Annotated in this window: 23 protein-coding genes; 11 read left to right on the top strand and 12 right to left on the bottom strand. The window is 51.4% G+C overall.

The window, feature by feature from the left end:
* Positions 1 to 657, top strand: a 657-nt coding sequence (locus AAC019_RS15840) for a hypothetical protein (protein ID WP_339900177.1), incomplete at its 5' end; no start/stop codon positions are given.
* 68 nt (positions 658 to 725) lie between these two features.
* Here the strand turns inward: AAC019_RS15840 and ltrA are convergent.
* The gene (ltrA, locus tag AAC019_RS15835; protein WP_339900175.1) at positions 726 to 2,060 is read right to left on the bottom strand and encodes a group II intron reverse transcriptase/maturase; all 1,335 of its coding nucleotides are present in this window, start codon (positions 2,058 to 2,060) and stop codon (positions 726 to 728) included.
* A 726-nt stretch (positions 2,061 to 2,786) separates the two neighbouring features.
* On the opposite strand from ltrA, the gene AAC019_RS15830 reads away from it, so the two are divergent.
* The 3 genes from AAC019_RS15830 (at position 2,787) to AAC019_RS15820 (ending at position 5,657) form a co-directional block, all read left to right on the top strand.
* Positions 2,787 to 3,746: an AEC family transporter gene (locus AAC019_RS15830; RefSeq protein WP_339900173.1), complete on the top strand. Its 960-nt coding sequence runs from the start codon at positions 2,787 to 2,789 to the stop codon at positions 3,744 to 3,746.
* Between the two features lie 320 nt (positions 3,747 to 4,066).
* Positions 4,067 to 4,669 carry a hypothetical protein gene (locus AAC019_RS15825; RefSeq protein ID WP_339900172.1) on the top strand — a complete coding sequence of 201 codons (603 nt, stop codon included), beginning with the start codon at positions 4,067 to 4,069 and terminating at the stop codon, positions 4,667 to 4,669.
* A gap of 115 nt (positions 4,670 to 4,784) precedes the next feature.
* Positions 4,785 to 5,657 carry a hypothetical protein gene (locus AAC019_RS15820; RefSeq protein ID WP_339900171.1) on the top strand — a complete coding sequence of 291 codons (873 nt, stop codon included), beginning with the start codon at positions 4,785 to 4,787 and terminating at the stop codon, positions 5,655 to 5,657.
* A gap of 215 nt (positions 5,658 to 5,872) precedes the next feature.
* Here AAC019_RS15820 and AAC019_RS15815 read toward each other — a convergent pair whose 3' ends face one another.
* Positions 5,873 to 7,558: a glycoside hydrolase family 43 protein gene (locus AAC019_RS15815; RefSeq protein ID WP_339900170.1), complete on the bottom strand. Its 1,686-nt coding sequence runs from the start codon at positions 7,556 to 7,558 to the stop codon at positions 5,873 to 5,875.
* A gap of 664 nt (positions 7,559 to 8,222) precedes the next feature.
* On the opposite strand from AAC019_RS15815, the gene AAC019_RS15810 reads away from it, so the two are divergent.
* Both AAC019_RS15810 and AAC019_RS15805 read left to right on the top strand, forming a co-directional pair.
* A complete protein-coding gene (locus AAC019_RS15810) occupies positions 8,223 to 8,657 on the top strand; it encodes a hypothetical protein (RefSeq protein ID WP_339900168.1) in 435 nt (144 codons plus the stop codon).
* Between the two features lie 39 nt (positions 8,658 to 8,696).
* Positions 8,697 to 9,455, top strand: coding sequence for a hypothetical protein (locus AAC019_RS15805; protein WP_339900167.1), 759 nt, complete (start codon positions 8,697 to 8,699; stop codon positions 9,453 to 9,455).
* Positions 9,456 to 9,610: 155 nt separating this feature from the next.
* On the opposite strand, the gene AAC019_RS15800 is transcribed toward AAC019_RS15805, so the two are convergent.
* The 3 genes from AAC019_RS15800 to AAC019_RS15790 form a co-directional block, all read right to left on the bottom strand.
* Positions 9,611 to 9,973: a YajD family HNH nuclease gene (locus tag AAC019_RS15800; RefSeq protein ID WP_339900166.1), complete on the bottom strand. Its 363-nt coding sequence runs from the start codon at positions 9,971 to 9,973 to the stop codon at positions 9,611 to 9,613.
* 138 nt (positions 9,974 to 10,111) lie between these two features.
* On the bottom strand, positions 10,112 to 10,327 hold the full coding sequence (locus AAC019_RS15795) for a dodecin (protein ID WP_339900164.1): 216 nt from the start codon (positions 10,325 to 10,327) through the stop codon (positions 10,112 to 10,114).
* Between the two features lie 151 nt (positions 10,328 to 10,478).
* Positions 10,479 to 12,107, bottom strand: coding sequence for an FAD-NAD(P)-binding protein (locus AAC019_RS15790; protein WP_339900163.1), 1,629 nt, complete (start codon positions 12,105 to 12,107; stop codon positions 10,479 to 10,481).
* 589 nt (positions 12,108 to 12,696) lie between these two features.
* Between AAC019_RS15790 and AAC019_RS15785 the strand changes: the two genes are divergently transcribed.
* The 4 genes from AAC019_RS15785 (at position 12,697) to AAC019_RS15770 (ending at position 14,886) form a co-directional block, all read left to right on the top strand.
* A complete protein-coding gene (locus tag AAC019_RS15785; RefSeq protein ID WP_339900162.1) occupies positions 12,697 to 12,987 on the top strand; it encodes a hypothetical protein in 291 nt (96 codons plus the stop codon).
* Positions 12,988 to 13,011: 24 nt separating this feature from the next.
* Positions 13,012 to 13,368 (top strand): roadblock/LC7 domain-containing protein, encoded by a 357-nt coding sequence (locus AAC019_RS15780; RefSeq protein WP_339900161.1) that lies wholly within the window; start codon positions 13,012 to 13,014, stop codon positions 13,366 to 13,368.
* A 79-nt stretch (positions 13,369 to 13,447) separates the two neighbouring features.
* Entirely contained in the window at positions 13,448 to 14,359 is a 912-nt protein-coding gene (locus AAC019_RS15775) for a hypothetical protein (protein ID WP_339900159.1), read from the top strand.
* A 17-nt stretch (positions 14,360 to 14,376) separates the two neighbouring features.
* On the top strand, positions 14,377 to 14,886 hold the full coding sequence (locus tag AAC019_RS15770) for an ATP/GTP-binding protein (RefSeq protein WP_339900158.1): 510 nt from the start codon (positions 14,377 to 14,379) through the stop codon (positions 14,884 to 14,886).
* A gap of 120 nt (positions 14,887 to 15,006) precedes the next feature.
* On the opposite strand, the gene AAC019_RS15765 is transcribed toward AAC019_RS15770, so the two are convergent.
* Both AAC019_RS15765 and AAC019_RS15760 read right to left on the bottom strand, forming a co-directional pair.
* Entirely contained in the window at positions 15,007 to 16,062 is a 1,056-nt protein-coding gene (locus AAC019_RS15765) for a DUF1266 domain-containing protein (protein ID WP_339900157.1), read from the bottom strand.
* 351 nt (positions 16,063 to 16,413) lie between these two features.
* On the bottom strand, positions 16,414 to 17,430 hold the full coding sequence (locus tag AAC019_RS15760; protein ID WP_339900156.1) for an outer membrane beta-barrel protein: 1,017 nt from the start codon (positions 17,428 to 17,430) through the stop codon (positions 16,414 to 16,416).
* A 520-nt stretch (positions 17,431 to 17,950) separates the two neighbouring features.
* Between AAC019_RS15760 and AAC019_RS15755 the strand changes: the two genes are divergently transcribed.
* On the top strand, positions 17,951 to 18,832 hold the full coding sequence (locus AAC019_RS15755; RefSeq protein WP_339900154.1) for an EamA family transporter: 882 nt from the start codon (positions 17,951 to 17,953) through the stop codon (positions 18,830 to 18,832).
* Between the two features lie 35 nt (positions 18,833 to 18,867).
* On the opposite strand, the gene AAC019_RS15750 is transcribed toward AAC019_RS15755, so the two are convergent.
* The 5 genes from AAC019_RS15750 to AAC019_RS15730 all read right to left on the bottom strand — a co-directional run bounded on the left by AAC019_RS15750 (position 18,868) and on the right by AAC019_RS15730 (position 22,623).
* Positions 18,868 to 19,227 carry a DUF4112 domain-containing protein gene (locus AAC019_RS15750; protein WP_339900152.1) on the bottom strand — a complete coding sequence of 120 codons (360 nt, stop codon included), beginning with the start codon at positions 19,225 to 19,227 and terminating at the stop codon, positions 18,868 to 18,870.
* A gap of 20 nt (positions 19,228 to 19,247) precedes the next feature.
* Positions 19,248 to 19,895, bottom strand: a complete 648-nt coding sequence (locus AAC019_RS15745) for a DsbA family oxidoreductase (protein ID WP_339900150.1) — start codon at positions 19,893 to 19,895, stop codon at positions 19,248 to 19,250.
* Between the two features lie 104 nt (positions 19,896 to 19,999).
* Positions 20,000 to 21,046, bottom strand: a complete 1,047-nt coding sequence (locus AAC019_RS15740) for a DUF2955 domain-containing protein (RefSeq protein ID WP_339900149.1) — start codon at positions 21,044 to 21,046, stop codon at positions 20,000 to 20,002.
* Positions 21,047 to 21,085: 39 nt separating this feature from the next.
* Positions 21,086 to 22,147, bottom strand: coding sequence for an HlyD family secretion protein (locus AAC019_RS15735; protein WP_339900148.1), 1,062 nt, complete (start codon positions 22,145 to 22,147; stop codon positions 21,086 to 21,088).
* The gene (locus AAC019_RS15730; protein ID WP_339900147.1) at positions 22,144 to 22,623 is read right to left on the bottom strand and encodes a MarR family transcriptional regulator; all 480 of its coding nucleotides are present in this window, start codon (positions 22,621 to 22,623) and stop codon (positions 22,144 to 22,146) included. Before AAC019_RS15730 ends, AAC019_RS15735 begins: the two co-directional genes overlap by 4 nt.
* Positions 22,624 to 22,973: the final 350 nt, after the last annotated feature.

Below are 22,973 nucleotides of genomic sequence, written 5' to 3'. Positions count from 1 at the left end.
AAAGAAGACGGCTGTAGAGTTGCTTGTGAAAAACGTATTTCTACGGTCTCGTTAGGCATAAATATGATTAAACCCGAAAATACGACTTTCTCGGTTCCTAGGTTTTTGTCATTTATTGACTTAGCGTACCTTTATGAAGCAGCCAAAGCAGCAGATGAGCAGTTTTCCTCCAAGGTCTCATCTCTTACTGATGATGAAGCAAGGAACAAAACTGGAAATATAAACGCAACAAGACAAAGTCTTTTAAGAGCTGTTTTTATTTCCTCTTATGCGATCTTGGAACAAAATCTAGACGAGCTAATGCTTATGGAGCAGGAAAAATGTGAAGCAAAATTATCCCCTAATGATCTGAAGCATCGTGGTATTAATAGGTCAATTGTTTATGCGAATAAAGTTCTTGGCATGAGTATTGATACTAATAAAAAGCATTGGAAGGAGCTCCAGAATCTGCAAGAGGTGAGGAATCACTTAACTCACTACGGTCCAGAATTTTCAAGCTCACCTGAGCATCAAAAACGCTTTGAAAAATTCTCAAATTCAAAATATGTAACTCTTAGGCCAGTTATCTGCTTTACGATTGAGCAAATTGAAAATGTGATAAACCTCTATATGGATTGTATTAAGGATTTTAGTGGTGATGAGCGTAAAAATGCCTAATCGGGTAAGGGCGGGTGTTTAGCCCGCCCTCCCCACAACACCCTGCATGCGGATCCGCACAGGGCGTTTCATTTAGAATGGTGAAGCTTAATCCATCCATCGCGCAACGCGTAAAGCCCCTGAGATTTTAAATAATCATTCGATAGAGCCTGATTAATCCCTGGGGTCTTCGAGCTACGCCATGGCCCTTTGCTGGTAATGCCACAGGCAACCGCCGCTTGTACGTGAACGCCCAATTTCATCAGGCTTCTTACTTTGGTGCGCGGCTTTCGCCACTGTCGCCAGAAGGCCATACGAACTCTTCGCCTAATCCAATGATCTAGATCGACGCAAAGTTGGTAGCCATTAGCGATACCAAAGTAATTGATCCAGCCGCGAAGATATTGGCTGATCTTAAAGAGCTGATAAGTCATGGAGACGCCCCAGTTGCGATTCGTTAAGCGCCGAACCCTTTGCTTGAAGTTAAGCAGAGACTTTGTGCTTATCTGAATCCCTCCAGCCTTGAAGGTAAACCCCAAGAACTGACTGTGACTGGTTTTAACGACGTGGCTTTTATCTGTGTTAACCACCAGTTTCAGGCGGTGTTGCAAATAGCGGTTAATACTTTTGAGCACACGATCACCGGCACGCTGACTTTTCACTAAAATGGTAAAGTCATCGGCGTACCGAGTAAACTTATGCCCTCGCTTCTCTAGTTCTTTGTCCAGAGGGTCAAGCATGATATTCGCCAGCAGAGGCGATAGAGGCCCGCCTTGAGGAACACCATCATGGCTCTCACCTTGAAACTGGTTGTCGACAACCCCAGCTTTTAGGTAACGTCCAATCAGCTTAAGTAATCGTTTATCCTTAACCTTTCGGCCAAGTAACGTCATAAGTAAATCATGATTAACGCGATCAAAGAATTTAGAGAGATCAACATCTACCGCAATGCGGTGTCCTTCCTTGATGATGTCTTTAACCTGCTTTACCGCCTGCTGCCCATTTCGGTTAGGTCGGAAGCCAAAACTATTGTCCGAGAACTCGGGATCGAAAATGGGTGTAAGCACTTGGGCAATGGCTTGCTGAATAACGCGATCAGTCACCGTTGGGATCCCCAGTTGGCGTTTACCGCCATCGGGTTTGTCGATCTCAACGTGCCTCACCAGCGACGGCTGGTAATACCCTGTTGCCAGTGTATTGGTTACCTTTATCCAGTTGCCGGAATGTGCCCATGCGGGAAAATCGTCGATAGTCATACCGTCGACACCTGCGGCCCCTTTGTTGGCTCGAACGCGTTTCCATGCGCGAGAGAGGTTGTCTCTGTGTAGCACACGCTCGAGTAGATCATTGCTAAAGGCTGGCTGCACGACGGAACGCTGAGTCGCATCGCTGCCGGACGGCATTTGCGTGTTCAAGTCTGTCATGGCTCCTCCTTTATTCTAAATGTTCAGGCCTTCACCGTATCCTGCCCATTACGGCAGGCGTTTGGCTACTATGCCCTCTGCTGACTTCTGCTTAATCACCCGCAAGATTGCTCCTGTTGGCGCTACCGGATTGCATCTGGTTCGCTCTCTTTGGGCGATACACTCCAAAGAGCCAAGGCACTTATTGACCAGAGCCTTACTGGTTGGTTTCCGATCGCGTGCTAAGCAGATCTCCCCAGATAAGAGCATGAACTGTCCCTGCGCAACTGCATCATTTACGGTGGCCGTTAGATCACATGGCTTCGTCGTCTTGTGCCAACTCGCCTTCAGCCTACGCCTCATATGATGTTCTTGTTCATCAGCTCGCAGTTTTGCGTCCGGCTTCCTCCAGACAGATCCTCACGGAGCTGCCCTTGCCATTCGCTAGTAGTTATCGTCTAATCACAACATGGTTTTCGACGGTGATCTTCCTACAGAGGACTTTCACCTCATTAGTTCATGCCCATGCTGGGCGTACACAATCGCAATCACTCGGATCAAATTTACGCTGCGCTCCAATTTGTCCGGTGTTGCGGGCGTTAGAGCAAATAGCATGTTACGCTCAGCCGAACCAAACGATGCAGAAGCGGATCAATGGAAACAGAGTGGTTGGTCCGCCTTCACCTTGACAAAACCTTGCTAAAAAGCGGAAGCTAACAAACCACTCACATCCTTGTACGAGCCTCCGTGAACAACAGCGATCTACTATCCACCTTTATTTTTTCGGTATCGGTAAGCACACCTATTGTCTTGATGATTGCCCTGGGCGCGGTATTGCGCCGGGTGGGCCTGATCGATGAAGCGTTTATCAACACCGCTTCACGCTTGGTTTTTTCCGTCGGGTTGCCCGTGCTGTTGTTTTTTAGTAACGCTACCGCGGATTTTGGCTCGGCTACCGATGGTCGCATTATGATCGCCGTGGTCACCGGCGCTCTGCTCGTTTTTGTATTGAGCTTTGCCACGGCCAGCTGGTTTGTGCGGGATAAAAAAGACCGAGGGGTTCTTACCCAGGCGGCCTTTCGCGGCAACCTGATTATTATCGGTCTGGCGTACTGCGCGAATGCCTATGGAGAAAAAGGAATCGCTATGGCGGCTCTGCCCTTGGCCGTCACCATCATGCTGTACAACGTATTATCCGTAGTCGCTCTCAACCGAGATCTAGACAGCGAGCGTGGCTTTAGCGGCGTATTTGCGGCAATTGCGCGTAACCCTTTGATTATCGGCATTGTCGCTGGGCTGATTTACGGCGCTTGGGGGCCGTCTATTGCCGAGCCCGTGCGCCGCGCCGGGGGCTATCTGGGAGACATGTCTCTGCCACTGGCGCTGTTGTGCGTTGGCGGATCACTCAGCATGAAATCGCTGGGCCAAATGGGCGACGGCGTACTGGCTGCCAGCTGCTGGAAGCTGTTGGTCTCGCCCGTAATAGCGGTGACGCTGGCGCTACTGTTGGGGCTTAAAGGCGATGCGGTGGCGGTGGTCTTTTTATTGGCGGCCGCACCCACCGCCACCGTAAGCTTTGTCATGGTGCGCGGCATGGGCGGAAATGCCGCTCTAGCGGCGACCATGATTGTGCAAACAACGCTGTTCGGCTTGGTGAGCCTTACCATTGGGCTGTGGCTTGTCGAGGCGTTTGCTCCGACGCTTTAGGGGGTCGCCTTGACCATGGCGGTGAGTTACAGAGACAAGTTGCCTTAATTGAGACCAATGGTGCTGTCAAGTTTGTGGGTGTCCTAATTTTTGGTGGTAGGTGGATTTTGCGTTAATTCGATAAAAACCTTACATTGCGATATTATTGCGATTGAGTCGCACCTTTACCGGACAGGGAGTTGTCACAGAATGATCGTTTCTTTCATACTTTTAAGGCCTTTCTGGCTAAATTTAAAGTTATTTTTATCGGTGTTAGGTTGTCGCGGGGAGAGTGACTCAACCAAACCAACATGCTGTTATGCGTATATCAAGGTCTCGCGATGAAGCGAATTTTCCTTGTTGCCTCAGTCTTGATAATGTTGCTTCCACTCGGGGTGCTCCTCTACGCTCATTCGCAGTCTATTGGTTACGTTACACCGACAAATTCGGCCTCATCAAAGTTGTCACTCGCGTTTGCCGGTTTCTTAGGTCACGATAGCGCAGCTCACATGCTCGCTAGTATGCGAGTTTTTTCATCAAGTGATCCAGAGGAAAGGCGTAAGGGTTTCTCTCGTCTGGAAAAAGAATACAAAGACGGCTCGGCTTACTCAGCCGGTAAGCTGGGCTGGGCCTATCAACGCGGTCTAGGTGCAGATGCCAACCTGGAGAGAGCAATTGAGCTATATGAGGAGGCCGCCCGTCGAGGCATGACCTACTGGCAGTTCCTGCTTGCTCACGCCCATGAAGAGGGGTATCTCGGCTTTCCCCCAAGTAAGGAGCGAGCCGAATACTGGCTAGCAATGGAGCCCAAAATCCACATCGATAAGTACGAATGCTGGGTAGCGAATTATTACAGGGACGGAATATTTCCAAGCAATGAAGAAAAGCTCGCCGAGTATGCGAACATATGTGAGGGAAGTCTTGACGCACGGGAAGAGACATAGCTAGGCGCGGTTGTCACCGCTTTTACCGTTTAGGCTGCTGCTTCAGCTGCCCGAACGATAATCGCTAGCAATCATCATTAAAGCAGAATTATTAAAAATTGGAGCATGTAAACACATGAAAGGACTCTTTAAGAAATTCCTGCAAGGTATAGCGTTTGGGTTAGGCTTTGGTATTGCATTTGTTTTTGTGCAAGCTCTAGCAGTGTCGTATTTTTTTGATGGGGCCACGAGTAGCGCTTTTGTCCAAAGTGATTTTGCGAGAGGTGAGGTCGATGAGCCACCGCCTATAATTGAGGGCTACCTTGGCTCTACCGGCGTGTCGTCGGGTAAAGTATCTGACTCCGATAATAATGTGCTAGCGGCTGGACCGGGTGAGATACGAGGTGTTGTGGTTGGCGATGGTAAAAAGGTAGAAGGGTTGCGACTGCGCCTTGGGCTAAATAAAGCGGTAAATAGTCAGTGGGCGACAACAAACGCGGAGGGTGAGTATAGTATTGCCGTGCCTTATGGCGAGTATAAAATACACGGTTTTCAGCTAGATCCTGAAGTGGCAAACCGCGCCTTGCCAGGATTGATTATTAGTCCGATGAATCAGCATAGCTCGGATAAATTTGTGGTTGCCGACGGCGAGCCAGGAGCGGGCCTTCGCTTACAGTTTGTTAAACCGGTGGAGAAACATACCAAAAAACGAAATTTTACGCTTGATGAGCCTGTAATACTGGCTTGGGAGCCTTATCCCGGGGCGTCGTCTTATCGAGTGCAGGTCCACCAAAAAGCTAACCTTAACGATTATTTGGGTAATAACACGCTTTTTGATTGGTCAGATATGCCAGAGGTTTCTGATGCTAGTCTAAATCTACAGGATTTCACTGAAAACTTAACGTCTGGGTATTTTTATACCTACCATATAACGGCGATAAGCGAAGGTGGCGCGCGCATATCAGAGTCACAGAGGAGACATCAGGGATTTGATTTTCAGATACAGTAAAAACTAATCTACAAGGGCTGGGGACAGGCCTTTGTTTTTTGGTTTCAGGCCATGGTCGTTCGAATCAGTGAAGTCAAGCTCGATTGATCCCTCAAAGCCACAAGTCTCAGCTCCTATCTTCTTTCAAAATAAACACTCCAAAAACATGAATAATCACACCCTCGAAGCAATAAAACCTCTGCCGCCAAACAGCGGCAGAGGCAGTTCACAACGCATCAATCGGTACAATAAGGCCCAATCAAGGTCCCGACAAAACCACCCGTCACGTTGGTGCTGAGGATGGTGGCATCTACGCCCTCTGCGAGGGTGTGCTGTTTGCCGTTCACGGTGTAGTGCGCTTGCATTTGTCCGGCGTCGAACGCGAGCGACAGGGTCACTTCTTCTGAGCTGGAGACGGGCTGGGCGTCGATCAGCTCGTCTTCGGTCGATCCGTTTCTGCGGTAAAGCGCTACCTGCTTTTTACCGTCGAGTTGAGTGACACCCAGGAACATTAAGTACCGGTCGTTTTGCACGGCGGCAAGGCCTGCCATTTCACCTTCGGCGGCGGGGTCAAAGGTGACCGTGGTGGAAACATCGGCTATATGGTGTTGCTGGCGGCGCCCCATGAAAGAGGGCACGGCCTCTAGGTTGCCCAGCCCACCTCGGCAAGACAGTGACAGTGCGCCGTTTGCAACTTGATAAAAGTCGTCTTGCGGGTCGCGAATACCCATCCAGCTTACCGAGAGCGCATCCCCTTCAAAATCGTCGGTGTAACTGAAGTCGCCCGAGTTGGGGACGTCGGGTTGCGGCTGCTCGGGTAGCGCCGGCTTTTGCATGGCAAAGGGGATACGCTCGCCTTGCGGCAACATGTAAGGCCAATCGTTTTCCCAGCGCACGGGTAACAGGAAGGTCTCGCGGCCGATGTTGAACATGTCGTGGTCGTAGGGGCGAATGGCGAGGAAGGTGGCCCACCAGTCGCCGTTGGGCAACTGAACAAACTTGGCGTGGCCGGCGGCGATGATTGGGTCTTCGCGTTCAAAGTCCAGATCGCGCTGGGTTAGGATCGGGTTGTGGTCGGCGGGCTTGTAAGGGCCCCAGACGTCGTCGGCGCGGAAGATGGTTTGCGAATGCTGGATGCTGGTGCCACCTTCGGCCGCTGTAATGTAGTAGTAACCGTTGCGCTTGATGATGTGCGGCCCTTCAATCCACACGGGCTGCTCGGTGATATCCACACCGCCGTTAATCAGTTGTTTGCGCTCTCCCACCATTTTCAAGTTTTTCCAGTCGAACTCCTGGATCCAGATGGCGCGGTGGCCGTCGTAGCGGGGCTCTTCGTTGGGGGCGCCGTTGTTGAGGATGTAAGCCTTGCCATCGTCGGCCCAGTAAATAGAGGGGTCGATTCCCTGAAAGCCCAGCCAGTGCGGGTCGGACCAGGGGCCGGTGGGTTTATCGGCGGTCATCACGAAGTTGCCTTTACAGTCCACGCAGGTGGAGGTCAGGTAGTAGGTGCCGTCGTGATAGGAAAGATCCGGCGCGAAAATGCCGCGCGAGACATTAAGGCCCGAGAAGTCGAATTGGTCCGGGCGATCAATAGCGTTGTCGATTTGGGTCCAATTGACCAAGTCTTTGGAGTGGTAAATAGGCAGCCCGGGAAAGTGGGTGAACGATGAAGTCACTACATAGTAGTCGTCTCCCACCCGCGCTACGGTCGGGTCGGGCGCGTAGCCCGAGATAATCGGGTTACGGAACTCGCCTTTACCTACGGTCACATCCTCCTGAGACTGGCCCTGATAGGAGAACTGGCTGAATGTGGCGGCTTTTTGCCCAGTGGGCGCACCGTTTTGCGGCTGATCACCGGGGGCGCTGCAGCCGGCGAGAGTGGCGATAAGCGCCACAGCGGTGAGTGGGGGCATTCTTCTCATTCTATCGATCCTCAATGTTCTGATTAGCGTTGTTATCGGAATATTTGGAATATATTATGATAAATAGATATTGTACTTTTAACTATAACTATTTTGCAGCATTCACTCAAACCCTTTCGGCTATGGTGGGAGGGGGCGGCCTTTTGTGTGAGTCTCAGGCAAGTGGACTTCCTAACCCCTTCATATCCATCAATTAAATGGCAAAAATAAATGCGGTCGGGTCAAGGTTATGATGCCCGTTTAATATTTTTTGTCTTATTGATATCACTACTGTACGCGTATAGCCTGTTTGGCGGTCTTTTTGTCACGTGTTCTTCTGTATGAGCCATCGCTTTTGCAGGTTTTTATGTCGGAGCTTATGGCGGTTGTTGGCTAAGCTGTGCCGTTTGTGGGGGCTAGGCCCAGCAGCGATTTCTCCGGCAGTTTTTATGTAACCGGTATTGTGATTGCTGTCACATAAATATCCTAATACACATAATTCTGGTGGTTACCAGTGTAACCGTATACATTTTCCTTTGAATGGTAAGTGCTTTTTGTATAGAGTCGTGCTTCAGGAAAATTACATAACTTAAAGGAATAATTCTATAAAAAGCTTCACCTTCGTTTTTATAATTTCTTTTTTAGCTCTTCCATCGCTTTTGCTGACTCGATACCTGAGGTAACTGTGACGGGTACCACTTATACCAGTGATAACCCATGGAACGAATCTGATACTTATGCGTGGAAGCGCCAAATGGCGAATGAATATTATGCAGAGCAGGCGCGCAGGCAAAATGCGGCGCGGGCGGCCGCGAACGCTCAAGCTAAAAAAGAAGCTGAGGCTCATAAAATGTATGAGAAGTGCAAAGCCATTGCCGCTCTGAACCACGAGTTTTGTATGGACACTTTGCATCATAATAATGTTGGTGCCGTTGAGTTTTGTAATAATTTTAGCCTTGCGTTGTCTGTTACCACAATTAACCCGCTGGTGTCTGGTATGGTGGATGCTAATGCCGGTGTCTGTAGAAGCACGCGCGCTGCACGGTATTTGGAGTTTAAATCAGATTGCGCTGTCGATTTAAGCCTAAGCAACCTCAAGTGCACGGATTACCTGCTTTAGTAAAATGGATGTCGATAGTTGAATGGAGACGCTTAAAATATGAATAAAATTACAGTGGTGATAGTCGGTATTGGTTTGGCTTGCGTTGCATTAGTGACCTACTTGTACGGTGCCGAAGAGGTTGGGCGTAATAACTCTGCTCAGGTCGCGCCCTCTGCCATCGAAATCGTTTCGCCCCCCGCAACTGTAAAGCCTATTGTTGAGGATGCTGAGAAAGCAGCCTTGGTTAGCTCCGAAACTGATCCTGATGCTAGAGCGACGCAGGGAGCTAAAAGTACTCCGCGTACGCTTATGGATAATTATGCCGAGCTGCACGAGCAACACGGTTATTATGACGATGTTGATCTTGAGACATACGATAATTACAGCGATGAAACTTTGCGTTCACTTGGGGATGGCGGCGATGTTAGAGCCTTATTTAAGCTGTCAAATCGTTATGCAAGACGCTTAGAGCTTGATGAAAGCCAGGACCTTTTAATGGAGGCGGCCGCAAGAGGGGCGACCTCCGCTTTAGTGACCAATGCCATATCAATATCCTCCAGGTTGCTGGCGGGGCTATACGACGAGCAGGAGTCTAATACGGCCATTTACGAAGTGCTTGCCATGTGCGAAGTATCTTCGAGAATGGGCAATAATGTAGGCTGCTTGGATTTTCGCGAGGGATTTGTTGAGGATAATAATTTTATTCCAACGGAGCGAGATCGCGAGATTATTGACAGTAGGGCTGATGCTATTTATGAAAGTCTCAATGAAAAGCGACGCGCGCTAGGCCTAAGCGACTTTGATGGCGAGAGTTGAGTGACAACGGCCATGTGAGTGGGCTGATGAGGCTGGGGTATACATTTTATATCCGCACGTATGCCGCAACGCTGTAAAGTTACATGCCCGACCCCGCTACCTCTTATTTTTGGTGGTGCCCAGTCAGTACTCACCGCAACACTATTGGTACGCACTTAATTCTCTTTACCGCTTAGCTGGGCTTTTAAATCGGCAAAAGGGTTGTAGGTGGCGGGGGCGATCTTCTTCTCTGTGGTGCTGCCATAGCGTACGAGGTTTTCAAACTTTGTGTGTTCTTCGTCGTGGCAATAAAGGCAGAGTAGCTCCCAGTTGCTACCGTCGGGCGGGTTGTTATCGTGATTGTGGTCACGGTGGTGGACGGTCAGCTCCGAAAGGTTTTTACGGGTAAATTCACGAGTACAGCGGCCACAAACCCAAGGGTAGAGTTTTAGCGACTGCTCACGGTAGCCTGCGGCTCTTTTATTGTTGTATTCCAGCTGGGCGGCGCGCACCTTGTCAAAGTTACTGGGGTTACTCATAAAAGCCTCATTTGTGTTTGACTGGGCGCCTAAACCAAAGCGGGTATCCGAGATAGATGGTCGGTTAGTGATCATCTGGCATCGGCTGGTGGGCATAGGCTCACATTAAGCTGGCGCGCTGGAGGTGACGCGTCAGCTTTAGCTGTTATTAATACGAAACCCTATTTTCATCACGACTTGGTAATGCGCTACCTTGCCCTCGTCTATATGCCCCCGAGTCTCGACCACTTCGAACCACTCTAGGTTTTTAATGGTTTTATGGCATTCGGCAATAGCATTATTAATGGCATCCTCGATACTTGTGGTGGAGGATCCGACCATCTCTATTTTTTTATAGGTGTGGTGATTAGACATAACATTCTCCTGAAATAAAATGGGTGATTCGAGTATGACATATAGCCAGGTGAGGAAAAAACAGTGCCGTGTTTATTTTTAACGGCTGTGTAGTTGTTCGGGCGTGACGGAAGACCTAAATTCGCGGGGCAGGGACGGCTTTAGGTTAGCGTTATTGCGACGGTAATCCGGCCTCGGTGGGTATTTCTCCCAAAACCTCGGCTTTACTCGGGTTGATCGAACTTCCAATAGTTTTACCTATTTCGGCACAAACCGTAATGCCCTGGACAAAGGGTTTGTCGTGCATCAAAAAAGGTAGTGCCGCGAGGGTAATGCGATGCTTGGCTACTGCGGGTGAGACCAAGGTGTAGTCGTCTTCCAGCTGGGGTAGCTCATCTCCCGAGGCCAGTAGTTGCTTGCGCAACCGGGGAAATGGTAAGTCCGTGAGATCGAGAGGTTTTTGGCCTCTCGCGTCAATAAAAATCTCGAAGTGAAGCGTATTGTCTGTTGTGGTAATGACAGTCTCTTTGCTGCCTATGTTCATATGATAATTTTCGCCTAAAGCCTGCACTTCAATTACGCCAGCGTTGCGCAGCGCTAGTAACCGGCGGATAGATTCTGGCGGTACGGCGGCGTAGTTGTCAATGAAGATGCGTTTTAGGCCTTGGTTAAAGCGTTCCTGATCGCGTTCATTTAGGTGAGGAACAATCTCTTGCACGGCACTGTGTAGCCTCAATAAGGCGTAACGCCAGGGCACTGTGTGCTTGCTCTGCTTGTTATGGACCACTTCTTCAAGGTTGTGGCGTGCCCAGTTAAATGGGTTGCGTTTAGCTCGATCGGAAAAATAGGCCTCGGCGAAGGTATCGGCATTAAGGCCGGGGAGGTCGATGGCGGTGCTCCATTCGGGGTCGCAGAGTGCAAGTTCTTGTGCGATGAGAGTGAACACTCGGTCAAGCAGGTTTTCCGGTCCGGCCTCAATCTGTCGGGCGATAGTCTCGGTGGTCACTATGGTGAGCGATTCATGGGGGATCGGACAATAGAAGTCAGCCTCGGGCAGTAAGCCGGAGCGGGACATCAACGAAATTTTTAGGTTCGTGCTGGCTGAGTTGCATTCAAAGCGGAGCGTGTTATCCACGTGGCCGGGCTGTTCGTGAAATTGACCGTGCTGCACGGCCACCGCCATAGCGGCGTCGATACCGCTGAGCGATGTACCCATGATGCCGACGGTACTGGCTGGAATATGAGTGCCAATTAACCCGGACCATGGGCTGGGAAAATATTTGGGCTTGTTGTCAATGGGGGAAGGCCACACATGGCCTGTAGCTATTACTAGCCTATCGTAACAAATCTTATCGGGTTGCTTTTTAGTCCACAGGCCTATGCCGCCCTTAGCGGTTATATCTGTAACTTCACATCCTTCGTAGATTGCGATTTGGTGCCCGCGGCTTTGGCCGATGGTTACCAGAGCTAAGAATTGATCGCGAAAGTAATGCCCTAAAAGAACTCGCGGCAAAAACTGGCGCTCGTGCATACTGGTCTTATCCACTGCGTAGCGCTGTAAAAAAGTCGCGGGTTGTTCAAGCAACCAGTCCAAGTAGCTGCATGTCAGTGGGGGTATCTCTATACTCGCGATATTAGCAAGCATCAACTGATGGTTTTTGTCTTCTTCGAAGGGCATACCCACGCCAGCTTGAGCGCCAGCCTCATAAACAGAGATAGCCATTGGCGTTTTATGCTCAATCAACGCCGCCAGGGTATAAATGCCCGTGGGCCCCGCGCCGACAATAGCAATACGCTGCATAGTTAGGTGTCTCGGTACATGAAGCCTAAGGATGGGTGATTATTATTCTGTGCGCTCGGTTAAAGTGCAAGCGGAAGCACGCACTTCATTAGTATCGGTTTGATTTGATGGGGTAAGGGTGCTGGCAAGCTAACGTATGCTTATTCTTCTTAAAACTCTGTGGTGTGTAGCGCCCGCTTGGCGTGTTTTTCGGGTAACAGGAGGCGGCTTTTGCTGTGAGAATTTTGAGCGTTTTGCTCTAAATCTACGCAAATGAATGTGAGTGTTATCGTTAACGATCGATGAGGAGTGCTAAGATTGTCGGATTTTAGGGGCAATAATGCTCTGTCCTGTTAGTTTATGGGTTGTTTGTAGCATTTTAGCTATGGCGTTTAAAATTGTGTTGTGCTGGTAATGGTGGTGGGGTAAATTGCGCAACTGTCACCTAAATACACATTTTGAGCGGTAACAATTGATACCTTCCCGTAACATATCGGAAATTAGCCTCCCGGAAAACGCAGTATTTATCGCTCGCACCAAAAAGGTTTTTGCGCGCGCGGTCGATCTTTTGGGGCCTCAAACTCAACTCTTGCTGGCCACCGCAGATGGCATGGCTGTGGCAACTCATAACGATGATGAAGAGCCGTCCGCGCGTGTTGCGGCGCTTTCGTGCGCGTTGCTGTCTTTGTCTGAAAGCTTTTCGGGAGAGGTGTTGGGCGTTACCAACAACGAGATATCGGTATCGTCTGATGGCGGTCATGCCGTACTGCTAAGGCTGGCGCTGCGCGGGCATCCGTACCTGGTATGTTTATCGACCAAAGACCACACGACCAACCTTGCTATCGCACTTCGTTTAACGCGGGACGTCGGCAAAAAATTGGCCAGCATTGTTAATTATTAACTTACAAATTAAAGGATAGGCGGTATGTCAAAAATTAAACTGAGCGAGTTAAATGGCATCGACGGCTACCTAGGCTCTGCCATGGTAGACATGGAGTCGGGTATGTTGATGGCCGGTGACGGCAGTGCCGTTGATATGGAAATTGCCGCCGCCGGTAATAGCCAAGTGCTGAAAGCGAAAATGAAAGTCGCTAACAGCTTGAAGCTAGACGACAGAGTTGAGGATATTTTGATCACATTGGGCAAACAATATCACCTGATTCGCCCGCTGGAGTCGAACCAGAGTATTTTCCTTTATTTGGTGCTTGATAAATCCAAGTCAAATTTGGCGCTGGCTCGTCACTATTTAAAATCATTCGAGAAGCAACTGGATTTTAGTTGATCTTTAAGGTCCTCGGGGCTCTGGGCTTTAGTGTTCAGTGCCCTCAGCTTATTACTCTACTTCGCGCTACAACCTCATTATGAAGAAAGTCCATATCTCTTACGCGGGTTGTCCACCAGAATTCCCCAAGAAAGTTAAACTCGCTGCAGACTTGCTGTCCTCGCAAGGCTATTTAGCCACAACTGGGCTTTGGAATGGCGCAGAGTCGCAACTGTTGTTGGCGAACGAAATGGACCCTTTTGGCGGCAAGGTTGCTCGCTTGGCCAGGCAGTGGGACGTTCCGGTGTTAAGCGTCGATAGCGTCGGCGATAGTCAATCGGCAAAGGTGTCGTTTGCGGCCTCTGTGCACGTTATTTATAAAGCTATTTATGAGGCAATTGCCAAGGTAGAGGTTGCTCAACCCGGTCTCCAGCCTGCGGCTTCCGTTGCCGAGCCTGAGCATGTAAAGTTACTGAGCTTAACTGAAGATAAGGTCGTAATATCGCTGGATAATCTACCCTTAATCGAACTGGATTATTCTGCAGGCTTGTGTCAATCCCGCGACGCCAGCAATTTGCAGAAGGCAAAACAGGCTTTGTCCGGCGATAGTGCGTTAGGGATACAACCTATTGCCAGCACGACGATTAAAGGTAAGCACGTACAGCTTAGCATCGAGAACTTTCTGTTTAACGCGCTGCTGCAAAAACATGTTCCCGTTTACAGGCAAGATGCCGCGCTAGTGTTGCACACCTGGCCCGATATTCGAACTGAGCGTTTTGGCGTAGAGGTGGCACAGCTGTCCGCTCACTTAATGAATCATCCCACTACTATTAACATGCTGCAAAATACATATCCCGCTGCGCTCCTAAATGCCTATTTCTGGGCCGTACACGGAGCCCGTTTAGCTAGTGTTAGCGCCGTTTCAACACAACAGAACTCTTATGAGCCGACTGAGTCGGGAAAAGTAAAGCAAGCGCTCGCTAAGTTGGTTAACTGGCTCGGCGGAAAATAGCTCGGAAGCTGCCTATCATGCAAAAGAAATTATTGTTCGCCGGACCGGTTGGTTCAGGTAAAACCACAGCCATTGCGGCTATATCCGACTCGCAGCCCATTGGTACCGAGGTGCCTTTATCCGACGGCGCAATGGGTGACAAAACGTCGACCACGGTAGCGTTAGATTACAGTTTTGTTCGTCTCGAAAACGAGGTGCTTCATATATACGGCCTGCCAGGGCAGAGTAGCTTATCCTTTATGCGTGAAATCTTGGTACCCGGCGCTCTGGGCGTCGTCTTATTGCTGGACGCCACGTCGGGTACTTTGTATGAGGATGCCCTAGGTTGGGTTCAGTCTATGCGGGCGGCAGAAAGCCAGCTTAAATTTGTGGTGGGCGTTACTAAAACCGATCTACCAAGTGATTATTCTATTAATAAGTTGCGCAGTACTCTGGCGCCTTATTCAGGCATTCCCGTGCTATCGGTTGACGCTCGTGAACGTGCAAGTGTGAAAGGGCTTTTAGAGACCTTGATGGTGCTGTCGTAGCACCATCACCAGAGTCATCCCATAACCACCGATCTTTAGGGGACGCTTAAGCCGGGGCTTGAGGTTAATACCTAACAATAAGCCGGATCGTAATGGTTATGGGTGAAGGGCTGGACTCATTTAGTTTAACGTTTCGGGGGATGACTCATTACTTTGCAGTCCCGTCATAATGTGAGTTGGTAGCACATCGACTGATTGGCGCTTCCAACTGAGGTTGCGAATAGGCCGAAAGGGTGTGTTGTCCTCGAAATTTTGCAATGTTTCTCTTCTTTCTTGGGTGGCGGCGTAGCTGTTGGCCCAGTACGCATGCCCAACGCGAAGGTTTTTATGGTAGTCCTCAAGGCTATCAAAAATGGCGTGTATCCAGCAGCTTACCTCGAGTATTTGTTCCCACGCCTCTTGCTCTGAGATTAAGCCTGCCATAAATCCAGTGCGGCTCAACGGGATCACTCGCCAAAGATCCCAGGCCCAGATGAGTTTTGGCGGTTGACCTGTTGCCGTATTAGAGCTGAGCCCCTCGATATAACTTTCCTCTATGCCGGTAAGTGAAGCGATCCGCTCGATCACGGCAGGCCGGTGGTCGCCGAGCGCATCCAACAAAAAACCTTGGCAGTGCATGCCAGACTTTAAGGCGGCCGTTGTTGCCAAAAGGTCCTTTTTAGTGACGATTCCCCAATGCTCGTCCAAAGACTCTTTGGGTTGTTGTCGATCATCTAAGGGAAAGGATTGCGGTTTAATATTGGCGTGCTCTAAGCGGACTTCGGTTGGCCAGTACTCCAGTGTTTCTGTCCACAGTGTGGCTGCGTATACGTCGTCGAGCTGCAGCGCCTGGCGATACGGCTCTGGGTATTCTGCAGGAACGTTGCCCGCTGCATAGTAGCTCACTTGATCCTTCACGCTTAAGTTGGCAGCCTTCCACAAAAGCTTGGTTATTATGGCAAAACAGGTTAGCGCTAAAGCCGCCATGGCTAATACAAACATATTACCGGCAGGCATTGGCTCAAGGCTTTCAGAGAGTACGCCTGCGCCGACTATCGCAATGCCACCGGTGATAATAGCCAGTGTGATCAGCCCGTTGAATAGCGTTTGTTGTTTTTGCGTCAGGCGATTAAAGGCACGCGGATGGAGCTCTCTTGAGGTGGGAAAGCGGGGTTCGCCCGGGTGGTTCTGCAGCATGCAAGGCTCCTGTATTATCCAATATTTGTTCTTCTTTTTGAGCTTTCGGTATCTCTGGAAAGGGTAGCACTAACGATAGCAATAGAATACTGGTTATTCCGCAAACAAAGTCATGGATCTCACCCAAGGTGGTAACTGAGTTAAGTTGATTGTGGCGGTGTGAGTTACTCGCCACTTTACAGGCGCGCATGTAATAGGGAGGGGGGCGAAATAGTGTGGCGCGGCATCTAAAGACGCTGCCTTTTACTTAGGGTTGTCGGTTTTGCGCTTTAGGTATTCGCCTAATAGTATTGTTGACGCATAAAAAAGCCGCCCCGAAAGGCGGCTTATTACATCAGGCTTGCGCTGCGATTACTTAGGCAGTTCGGTGCTGACAACCGCTTTACGGTCGGCTGGGTTAGGTGACTGGCTACTTGCCTCAGTCTCGCCTTTCCAGTCCAGCGTAATGCGGCTAGCTGATACGCCTTTAGAAACCAGATACGCTTTTACAGCTTCTGCACGTTTCTTAGACAAGCCCATGTTGTACTCGGCCGGACCCGCGCCGTCGGCGTAGCCGGTGACGGTGATCTGAGCTTCTGAAGAGCCCATTTCACTGAGTAACTGATCCAGCGCAGCCGTATTGCTGACCGTTGAAGAGTCAAAGTCAAACTGGCTGAGAACATTAACCGGCTTGGTTTCTGGCTCGGCTTCTACCGGTGCAGCCACAGGCTCTGCTACTGGCTCGGCTACGGGCTCTTGTACAGGGCGGCCTTCTACTTTACCGAACTGCCACAACAGACCAAGAGTAACGGATTGTACATCCGGCTCGCGGTTCCAGTCGCTGTTGCCATAATCGCTTACGTATTGATACTGCAAGCGGGTTTGCAGGTGCTCGGTCGCGCGGAACACGATACCGGCACCGGCGGTTGGAGCCCAGCCTGTTTCGTTTTGTGATTGCTCCATAAACAGGTCGCCACCTTCTACCATGCTGGCATCGTAATAAAGACCGCCGCCGCGCACGTAGGCCATCCAGCGATCAGACAGAGGCAAGCCTACCAATACAGATAGGTCGTAGCCTTCGGCCCAAGTCTTTTCTTTTTTGCCGTTGTTGCCAACAGGGAACCAAGAAGTTGCTTCGCCCAGTTCGCGATAGCTGCCTTCCAGGGCAAAGTAGTCGTTAAAGCGATAGCCGGCAAACCAGTTGTAGGCATCGTCGTCGTCTTCACAGGTTATCGTCATGTCACGACAGCCTGAGCCGTACTCGCTCATGCCGTATTCACCACCCAGATAGAGCCCCGACTTAGCGTGCGGGAAATCGTCGGCCTGGGCCGCGCTGGTTAGCGTCAGCAAAATGCTCAATACTCCGGTTAACCCGTATTTAATGTTCATGTGTACCTCCTGTAATACACTAAAAATCGCCATCAAGGCTCAGCTATACCATAGAGCTCTCGCCAGTAAGTGTAGGCCACTTTACTAACATCAGCATTCATTATGGTAATTATGATTTTTGGCCGCTAGGACTAGCGGTTTTTGAGGGTCTGTGACACTCCGCCTTTCGGCGTTAGATCCCTCAGTAATGATCTTCACCGACGGTCACCACCAGTGGCGAATTATACAGTTATATTGAACTTACCACCATCATCGTAACCATAAAATCCGCTAAGGGCCATCTTACACATAAAGATAGCCAGTCTCCATGACCTTTTTGCTCCGCTGAGGTAAAATTCACACGGCGCTGGCGGGATTTTGAGCTCCAGTGCTCTGGGGTTTGCTGGCTCCCGTTTGCTGTCGGGCTAAGGCTATCGTTCGGGCTCTGGCATTTTACTCGCTTTGGCGTTGAGGCATCGCGTTGCTCGGTTGGTTAAAATCTATCCGTGCTAATATGCGCATTTGTCTACGGTTGCATTGCATGTTTACTCTTTCCCGTCTGTCGCCGATGTTGGTGCTGTCTTTGGTAACCGTTATCTGGGCATTTAGCTTTTCGCTGATTGGCGTTTATTTAAGCGGCGAGGTGGATAGTTATCTGGCAGTGTTAATTAGAGTGGCGCTGGCGCTAGTGGTGTTGCTGCCGTTTTTTAGGCCTCGCCATATTCCCGCCCGCACACTCGTAACCTTAACCGCCATTGGCGCGGTGCAAGTGGGGCTGACGTACCAGTTTCTCTACCATGCGTTTGGCTTTTTAACCGTACCCGAGGTGCTGCTGTTTACGATTTTTACCCCGCTTTGGATTACCCTGATCGATGAAGTGTTATTGGCTAAGCGCCACCTGCCGCTGCGCTGGTGGGTAGGCTCGGCATTGGCGGTGTTGGGGGCCGGGATTATCCGCTATCAGCAGGTTAGCGCCGATGTGCTGACCGGCTTTTTACTGATTCAGGCGGCTAACCTTTGTTTTGCGCTAGGGCAGGTGGCGTATAAAAGGTTGCCGATTGATAAACCACAACAGCAGTTAAATACCTTTGCCTGTTTCTTTTTAGGGGCGGCGTTGGTGTCTGGCGTCGGCTGTGCACTGTTTACCAATTGGCAGCTTGTGCCCGACACCTCCCTTGAGTGGGGCGTGCTTATTTGGCTGGGGTTGGGGGCATCAGGGCTCGGCTATTTATGCTGGGCGATGGCCAGCAAGCGGGTGAATACCGGGCAGTTAGCCACCATGAATAATTTACTGATTCCGGTGGGTTTGCTCGTTAACGTAATTTTTTGGAACCAGGGTGCCGATGTGCTGCGGCTGATACTGGGGGGCGGTGTTATTGCGCTTTCTGTGTGGGTGTGTAGCCCTGGGCGAGCCACGGCGTAAACTTTTTGGTGTTGTGCCCAGAGCCTCTAACCCCGCTAACGCTCTTTTTCTAAGTGCTCTCTTAGCAGTCGCGTATTGCGGGTGTTTGCCTTAAAAAACGCATCAAACACGTCGCCCGCCAGCGGTATTAGGCCGCCGAGAAAATCAATGCTCATATTGGCCAGTATGCGCAGTTTTACCCAGCGGCTGGCGCCAGCGCGGTGCGCCTCAAACAGTACGTAACTTGAAAGTAGCAGGCCCACCGCGTCGCCGACGATGGGTAGGATGCCGATAATCGCCTCGGTGCCGATCCGAAAGCTGGTGAACGGGATAGGCACGCTGCTATCGGTAAAGCGGCTGAAGGTATCCAGCCGCTTTAGTATGGCTTGCTGCTCGGCTTTAGACGGCTTGGGCATTGTCTCTCCGGGTTGGTTGTTCAGGCGGATTCGGCAGCGATATCCTGAAACGCCTGCAGCAGTGTGTCGGCCTCTTGGGCGCCGGATATCAGGTATTTATTGTTGACGATAAACGCCGGTACGGCGCTAACGCCTGCTTGCTGGTAAGTGGCTTCGTCGTCGCGCACCGCCTGGGCGTATTCGTCCGAGTCGAGTATCTGTTGGGCGTGGGTTGCATCCAGGCCGATGCTCTCGGCGCAGCGCACCAGCACAGAGTGGGCAGAGACGTCTTCGGCCCGGCCAAAGTAGGCGTCAAACAGCGCTTGCTTCATGGCGGTTTGTTTATCGTGCTCGCCGGCCCATTTAACCAGCCGGTGGGCATCGAAGGTGTTGCAGGTGAACCGCTCCTGCAGCTTGGCAAAATTAACCCCGAGGTCTTTGGCGATTTGCATCATTTGATCCTGGTTGGCGCGCATGTCGGCTTCGCTGCTGCCGTATTTACGCGCCAGCGCGGGCAAGATCGGCTCGCCTTCGCCGGTGTGATCGGGGTTTAGCTCAAAGGCGTGCCATTGCACGCTAAATTGGTACTCCGGCGCCAGTTTAGCCATGGCCTGCTCCAGGCGGGCGTAGCCGATTGCGCACCAGGGGCAGGCGATGTCGGAGACGATGTCGATTTGAATATTGTGCATAGGGAATCCTGTTGGGTCATCGCACGGCTGTTTCGGTGCCGTGTTTTGTCGGTCACTTTAACACGTCGTTTGGGTAGTTTTGTGATTGGCTCTTATTGCGCCGGCTAGATCAGCCGGGTCGCACTAAAGCGGTTGAGCAGTCGGTGCAAAAGGTAAATAAGGCACAGGGTTAACAGCACGGCAAACGCCAGCGAGCTAAAACGATATAGTGCATCAAACACCACGTCTTGTTGCGGCGTTAGATACTGGGCAAAAATAACCGCCAGGCTTGACATGGCGCTAAAGCCCGCTGCCGAGACACCGCCCTCTAGCATGTGGTAGCGCGCAAACACTAACACGCCAAACCAGAAGCAAAAGGTTACCAGCAGCAGCTGATGGCTATGGGTTTGCAGTAGCAATTGTGCCACCAGAGCAAAGTTGCAGCCCACCAATGTGCCTATCGCGCGGTTCCAGCCCGCCGGCCCGGCGCCTTTCCAGTTGAGCGGAAACAGGATTAGTACCGTGGCAATTTGCGCCGACAGTGAGTCGCGCAGATCGAAACACTGAAACACCACAAACGATGCCGTGGCCACTAGGCTTGCCAGAATAACTTCATGGCGCTGGTTGCTTTTGGGTTTGTCCGGGCGTTTGCGCGGCGGACGATGTGCTACATCGGGAAACAGCGTGTGCATTAAAAACGCTATTACCAGAGCCAGTGCTCCGGCCACGATGTTGGCGCTTAGCATCGGCGATAGTGCAATGCTGTTATAGCTGGCAAAGTGCAACGTGATTGATAGTTGCACTACCCCCATCGCGCCAAACAGAAACATCGGCCCACGGCTCATTAGGGTAAAAAGCCCGGCAAAAACCATCAGTACGGTTAGCGTCATGGCGACAGGGTGGGGGCTGAGCAGCGGCTGCACAAAACCCACCAACACCGTAACCAACAGTATCTGAGCAATGTACTGATACACGATGTGGCGGTTGAGCGTGGGGACTAATGCCAGCAGCAGAATGGGCGACATCACGAAGAAAACGCCGTTCTGCCAGTTCATGATTTTACTCAGTGTAAAACCCAGCACCGCGCCAAAAGCGATGCGCAGGCACTGACGCAAATCGTTAGCGTCGAGCTGGGCTTTTTTAATCAGTAAGTGTGGGCGAAAACGGCTCATGAGCTTTGTCTGATTTTGGGTTTACTCGGGGCGACACGATCAGTACAAATAGTGCAGGGCACTAAGCACACGTATTTGCATATGGGCCAACCAGGCGGTGATGCCCGCTCCGTGGTATAGCTGCACGGTGGCGCGCGCGCCGCTGGGCAATGTGGCCGGTAGTGCGGCGTCGGTGAGCGTCAGGTGCAGCCTTTGACGCTGTGCATCGCGTACCCAGCGGTCACTTTGCTCGGGGTTGATCAGCAGGCCACTGGGGCTTAACTGGCCGTCGGCAACGCCGGATTCCAGCGCGCTCACGCGGGCGGCGAACACCTGCCCGGGCAGGGCATCGAAGCTGACACTGGCCTGGCTGCCAGACTGCAAATGGGTAAGCGATTTTTCGCGAAAGTCCGCAACAATATCGGCGCTTGGTTTTATCAGGCTCATGACCGGTTTGGCCGCGGTGACATAGGCGCCGGGTTGCAGCTGCATATTGGCCGTAATACCGCGGTGAGCGGCGCGCACTTGGGTGTAGCTCAGCGCCAGTTTGGCTTGTTGCAACGTGTTGCGGGCCTGATGTAGCGCCAGGTTGTCTGCTCCTTCGCGGCCGCGCTCGGTTTGCAGGCGCGTTACATCGGCACGCGCTTGCTGCTCGGCGGCAAGTGCCGTTTTGTAATTAGCCTGCGTATTATCGAACGCCTGGCGCGATACCTGCCCCTTATCGGTCAAATTTACCAACCGGTCGCGCTCGGTGTGTAATTGCTCGCGCCGCACTCGGGCGGCCTCGAGCGCTGCTTGGGCACTGGCTATTGTCGCGTCCAGCTCACGGTTGTGCTGCTGCACCGTTTGCACTGCCAGTTGTGCTTTCTCGAGCGCCAGTGTTTGTGCCTGAGCGTCCAGCGTGAACAGCAGTTGGCCCTGAGCTACCTGCTGGTTGTTTTGCACTAATACCTGGGTAACCTGGCCGCTGGTTTGCGGCGCAATTTGTACGACCGGGCGCATAAGCCTGGCGTGGGGGGTTACCGGTGCCCATAGATCGGCCAATAAAAAATAGCCGAACACGGCGGCAAACACACACAGGGATATTTTGACCCAGCGGGCGAAGCTCTCATCGGGTGTCATTGTGTGTTCCTGTCGGGTTGCAGCAAGTCGCGGGCGTTGCCTTCAATGTGTAGGATGATGCTGGCCAACGCATCCAGCTGCGCGTCGGTTAGCCCTTTGAGTATCTGCTGCCTTACCAGGTTGATACTTTGCTCTAGCTTTTTTAGTTCGCGGTGCCCTTTGGGCGTAAGCCATAGAGTGTGGGCGCGGCCATCGTTGGGGTCGGCGTGACGCTCTACCAGCGCTTGCGCTTGCAGTTGATTGAGAGTGCGGGTTAACGAGGGCATTTCGATGCATAGCCGCTGCGCCAACACTTTTTGCGAGCAACCTTCACCCTGATTTTTTAGCGTAAGCATCACTTGCAAACGGCTCTCGTTAGAGCCCTCTGGCTCCAGTGCGCGGTTGATGGCCTCGCGCCACAGGCGTTGCGCGCGGCCCATGGCCGCCCCAAGAGACGGCTGTAGATCTTTATGCGAAATATTGTTGGGGTTGTTCATGCGGGCACCTAAACTGTTTAGCGTGCTAACTATATTAGCGCCTGTGGAAGTAATTAGCAAGCTAACTAAATGTGTGGCAATAATGGGCGTAGGCTGAATCGCGCTTATTTAAGTCACATTATTCCCGCAAACGCGCCTGCATCGGCCGGGTGCCACGTTCAAAGACACTGGATCCCCGGTCGCCGCTGCGCTCTGCCGGGGATGACGGCAAAAGCACTACGTTCGCCCTGGGATGATATGCAGGAAAGCCAAGTGGCCTTTCGGCTTAGTACGAACGGCGCGCGGGCATCGGCCTGGTGCCACGTTCAAAGACACTGGATCCCCGGTCGCCGCTGCGCTCTGCCGGGGAT

Origin of the sequence: uncultured Gilvimarinus sp., assembly GCF_963975215.1 — a bacterium.
Taxonomy (GTDB): domain Bacteria; phylum Pseudomonadota; class Gammaproteobacteria; order Pseudomonadales; family Cellvibrionaceae; genus Gilvimarinus.
This window is presented reverse-complemented; position numbering and strand designations above follow the sequence as displayed.

Bases quoted from the DNA above. Each gene is read 5' to 3' on its own strand.
- AAC019_RS15760 (WP_339900156.1), bottom strand. From the start codon at position 17,430: ATGAACATTAAATACGGGTTAACCGGAGTATTGAGCATTTTGCTGACG.
- AAC019_RS15765 (WP_339900157.1), bottom strand. From the start codon at position 16,062: ATGCTGCAGAACCACCCGGGCGAACCCCGCTTTCCCACCTCAAGAGAG.
- AAC019_RS15805 (WP_339900167.1), top strand. From the start codon at position 8,697: ATGAATAAAATTACAGTGGTGATAGTCGGTATTGGTTTGGCTTGCGTT.
- AAC019_RS15770 (WP_339900158.1), top strand. From the start codon at position 14,377: ATGCAAAAGAAATTATTGTTCGCCGGACCGGTTGGTTCAGGTAAAACC.
- AAC019_RS15740 (WP_339900149.1), bottom strand. From the start codon at position 21,046: ATGAGCCGTTTTCGCCCACACTTACTGATTAAAAAAGCCCAGCTCGAC.
- AAC019_RS15730 (WP_339900147.1), bottom strand. From the start codon at position 22,623: ATGAACAACCCCAACAATATTTCGCATAAAGATCTACAGCCGTCTCTT.
- AAC019_RS15815 (WP_339900170.1), bottom strand. From the start codon at position 7,558: ATGAGAAGAATGCCCCCACTCACCGCTGTGGCGCTTATCGCCACTCTC.
- AAC019_RS15775 (WP_339900159.1), top strand. From the start codon at position 13,448: ATGAAGAAAGTCCATATCTCTTACGCGGGTTGTCCACCAGAATTCCCC.
- AAC019_RS15785 (WP_339900162.1), top strand. From the start codon at position 12,697: ATGGCTGTGGCAACTCATAACGATGATGAAGAGCCGTCCGCGCGTGTT.
- AAC019_RS15795 (WP_339900164.1), bottom strand. From the start codon at position 10,327: ATGTCTAATCACCACACCTATAAAAAAATAGAGATGGTCGGATCCTCC.
- AAC019_RS15820 (WP_339900171.1), top strand. From the start codon at position 4,785: ATGAAAGGACTCTTTAAGAAATTCCTGCAAGGTATAGCGTTTGGGTTA.
- AAC019_RS15755 (WP_339900154.1), top strand. From the start codon at position 17,951: ATGTTTACTCTTTCCCGTCTGTCGCCGATGTTGGTGCTGTCTTTGGTA.
- AAC019_RS15800 (WP_339900166.1), bottom strand. From the start codon at position 9,973: ATGAGTAACCCCAGTAACTTTGACAAGGTGCGCGCCGCCCAGCTGGAA.
- AAC019_RS15780 (WP_339900161.1), top strand. From the start codon at position 13,012: ATGTCAAAAATTAAACTGAGCGAGTTAAATGGCATCGACGGCTACCTA.
- AAC019_RS15825 (WP_339900172.1), top strand. From the start codon at position 4,067: ATGAAGCGAATTTTCCTTGTTGCCTCAGTCTTGATAATGTTGCTTCCA.
- ltrA (WP_339900175.1), bottom strand. From the start codon at position 2,060: ATGACAGACTTGAACACGCAAATGCCGTCCGGCAGCGATGCGACTCAG.
- AAC019_RS15745 (WP_339900150.1), bottom strand. From the start codon at position 19,895: ATGCACAATATTCAAATCGACATCGTCTCCGACATCGCCTGCCCCTGG.
- AAC019_RS15750 (WP_339900152.1), bottom strand. From the start codon at position 19,227: ATGCCCAAGCCGTCTAAAGCCGAGCAGCAAGCCATACTAAAGCGGCTG.
- AAC019_RS15735 (WP_339900148.1), bottom strand. From the start codon at position 22,147: ATGACACCCGATGAGAGCTTCGCCCGCTGGGTCAAAATATCCCTGTGT.
- AAC019_RS15790 (WP_339900163.1), bottom strand. From the start codon at position 12,107: ATGCAGCGTATTGCTATTGTCGGCGCGGGGCCCACGGGCATTTATACC.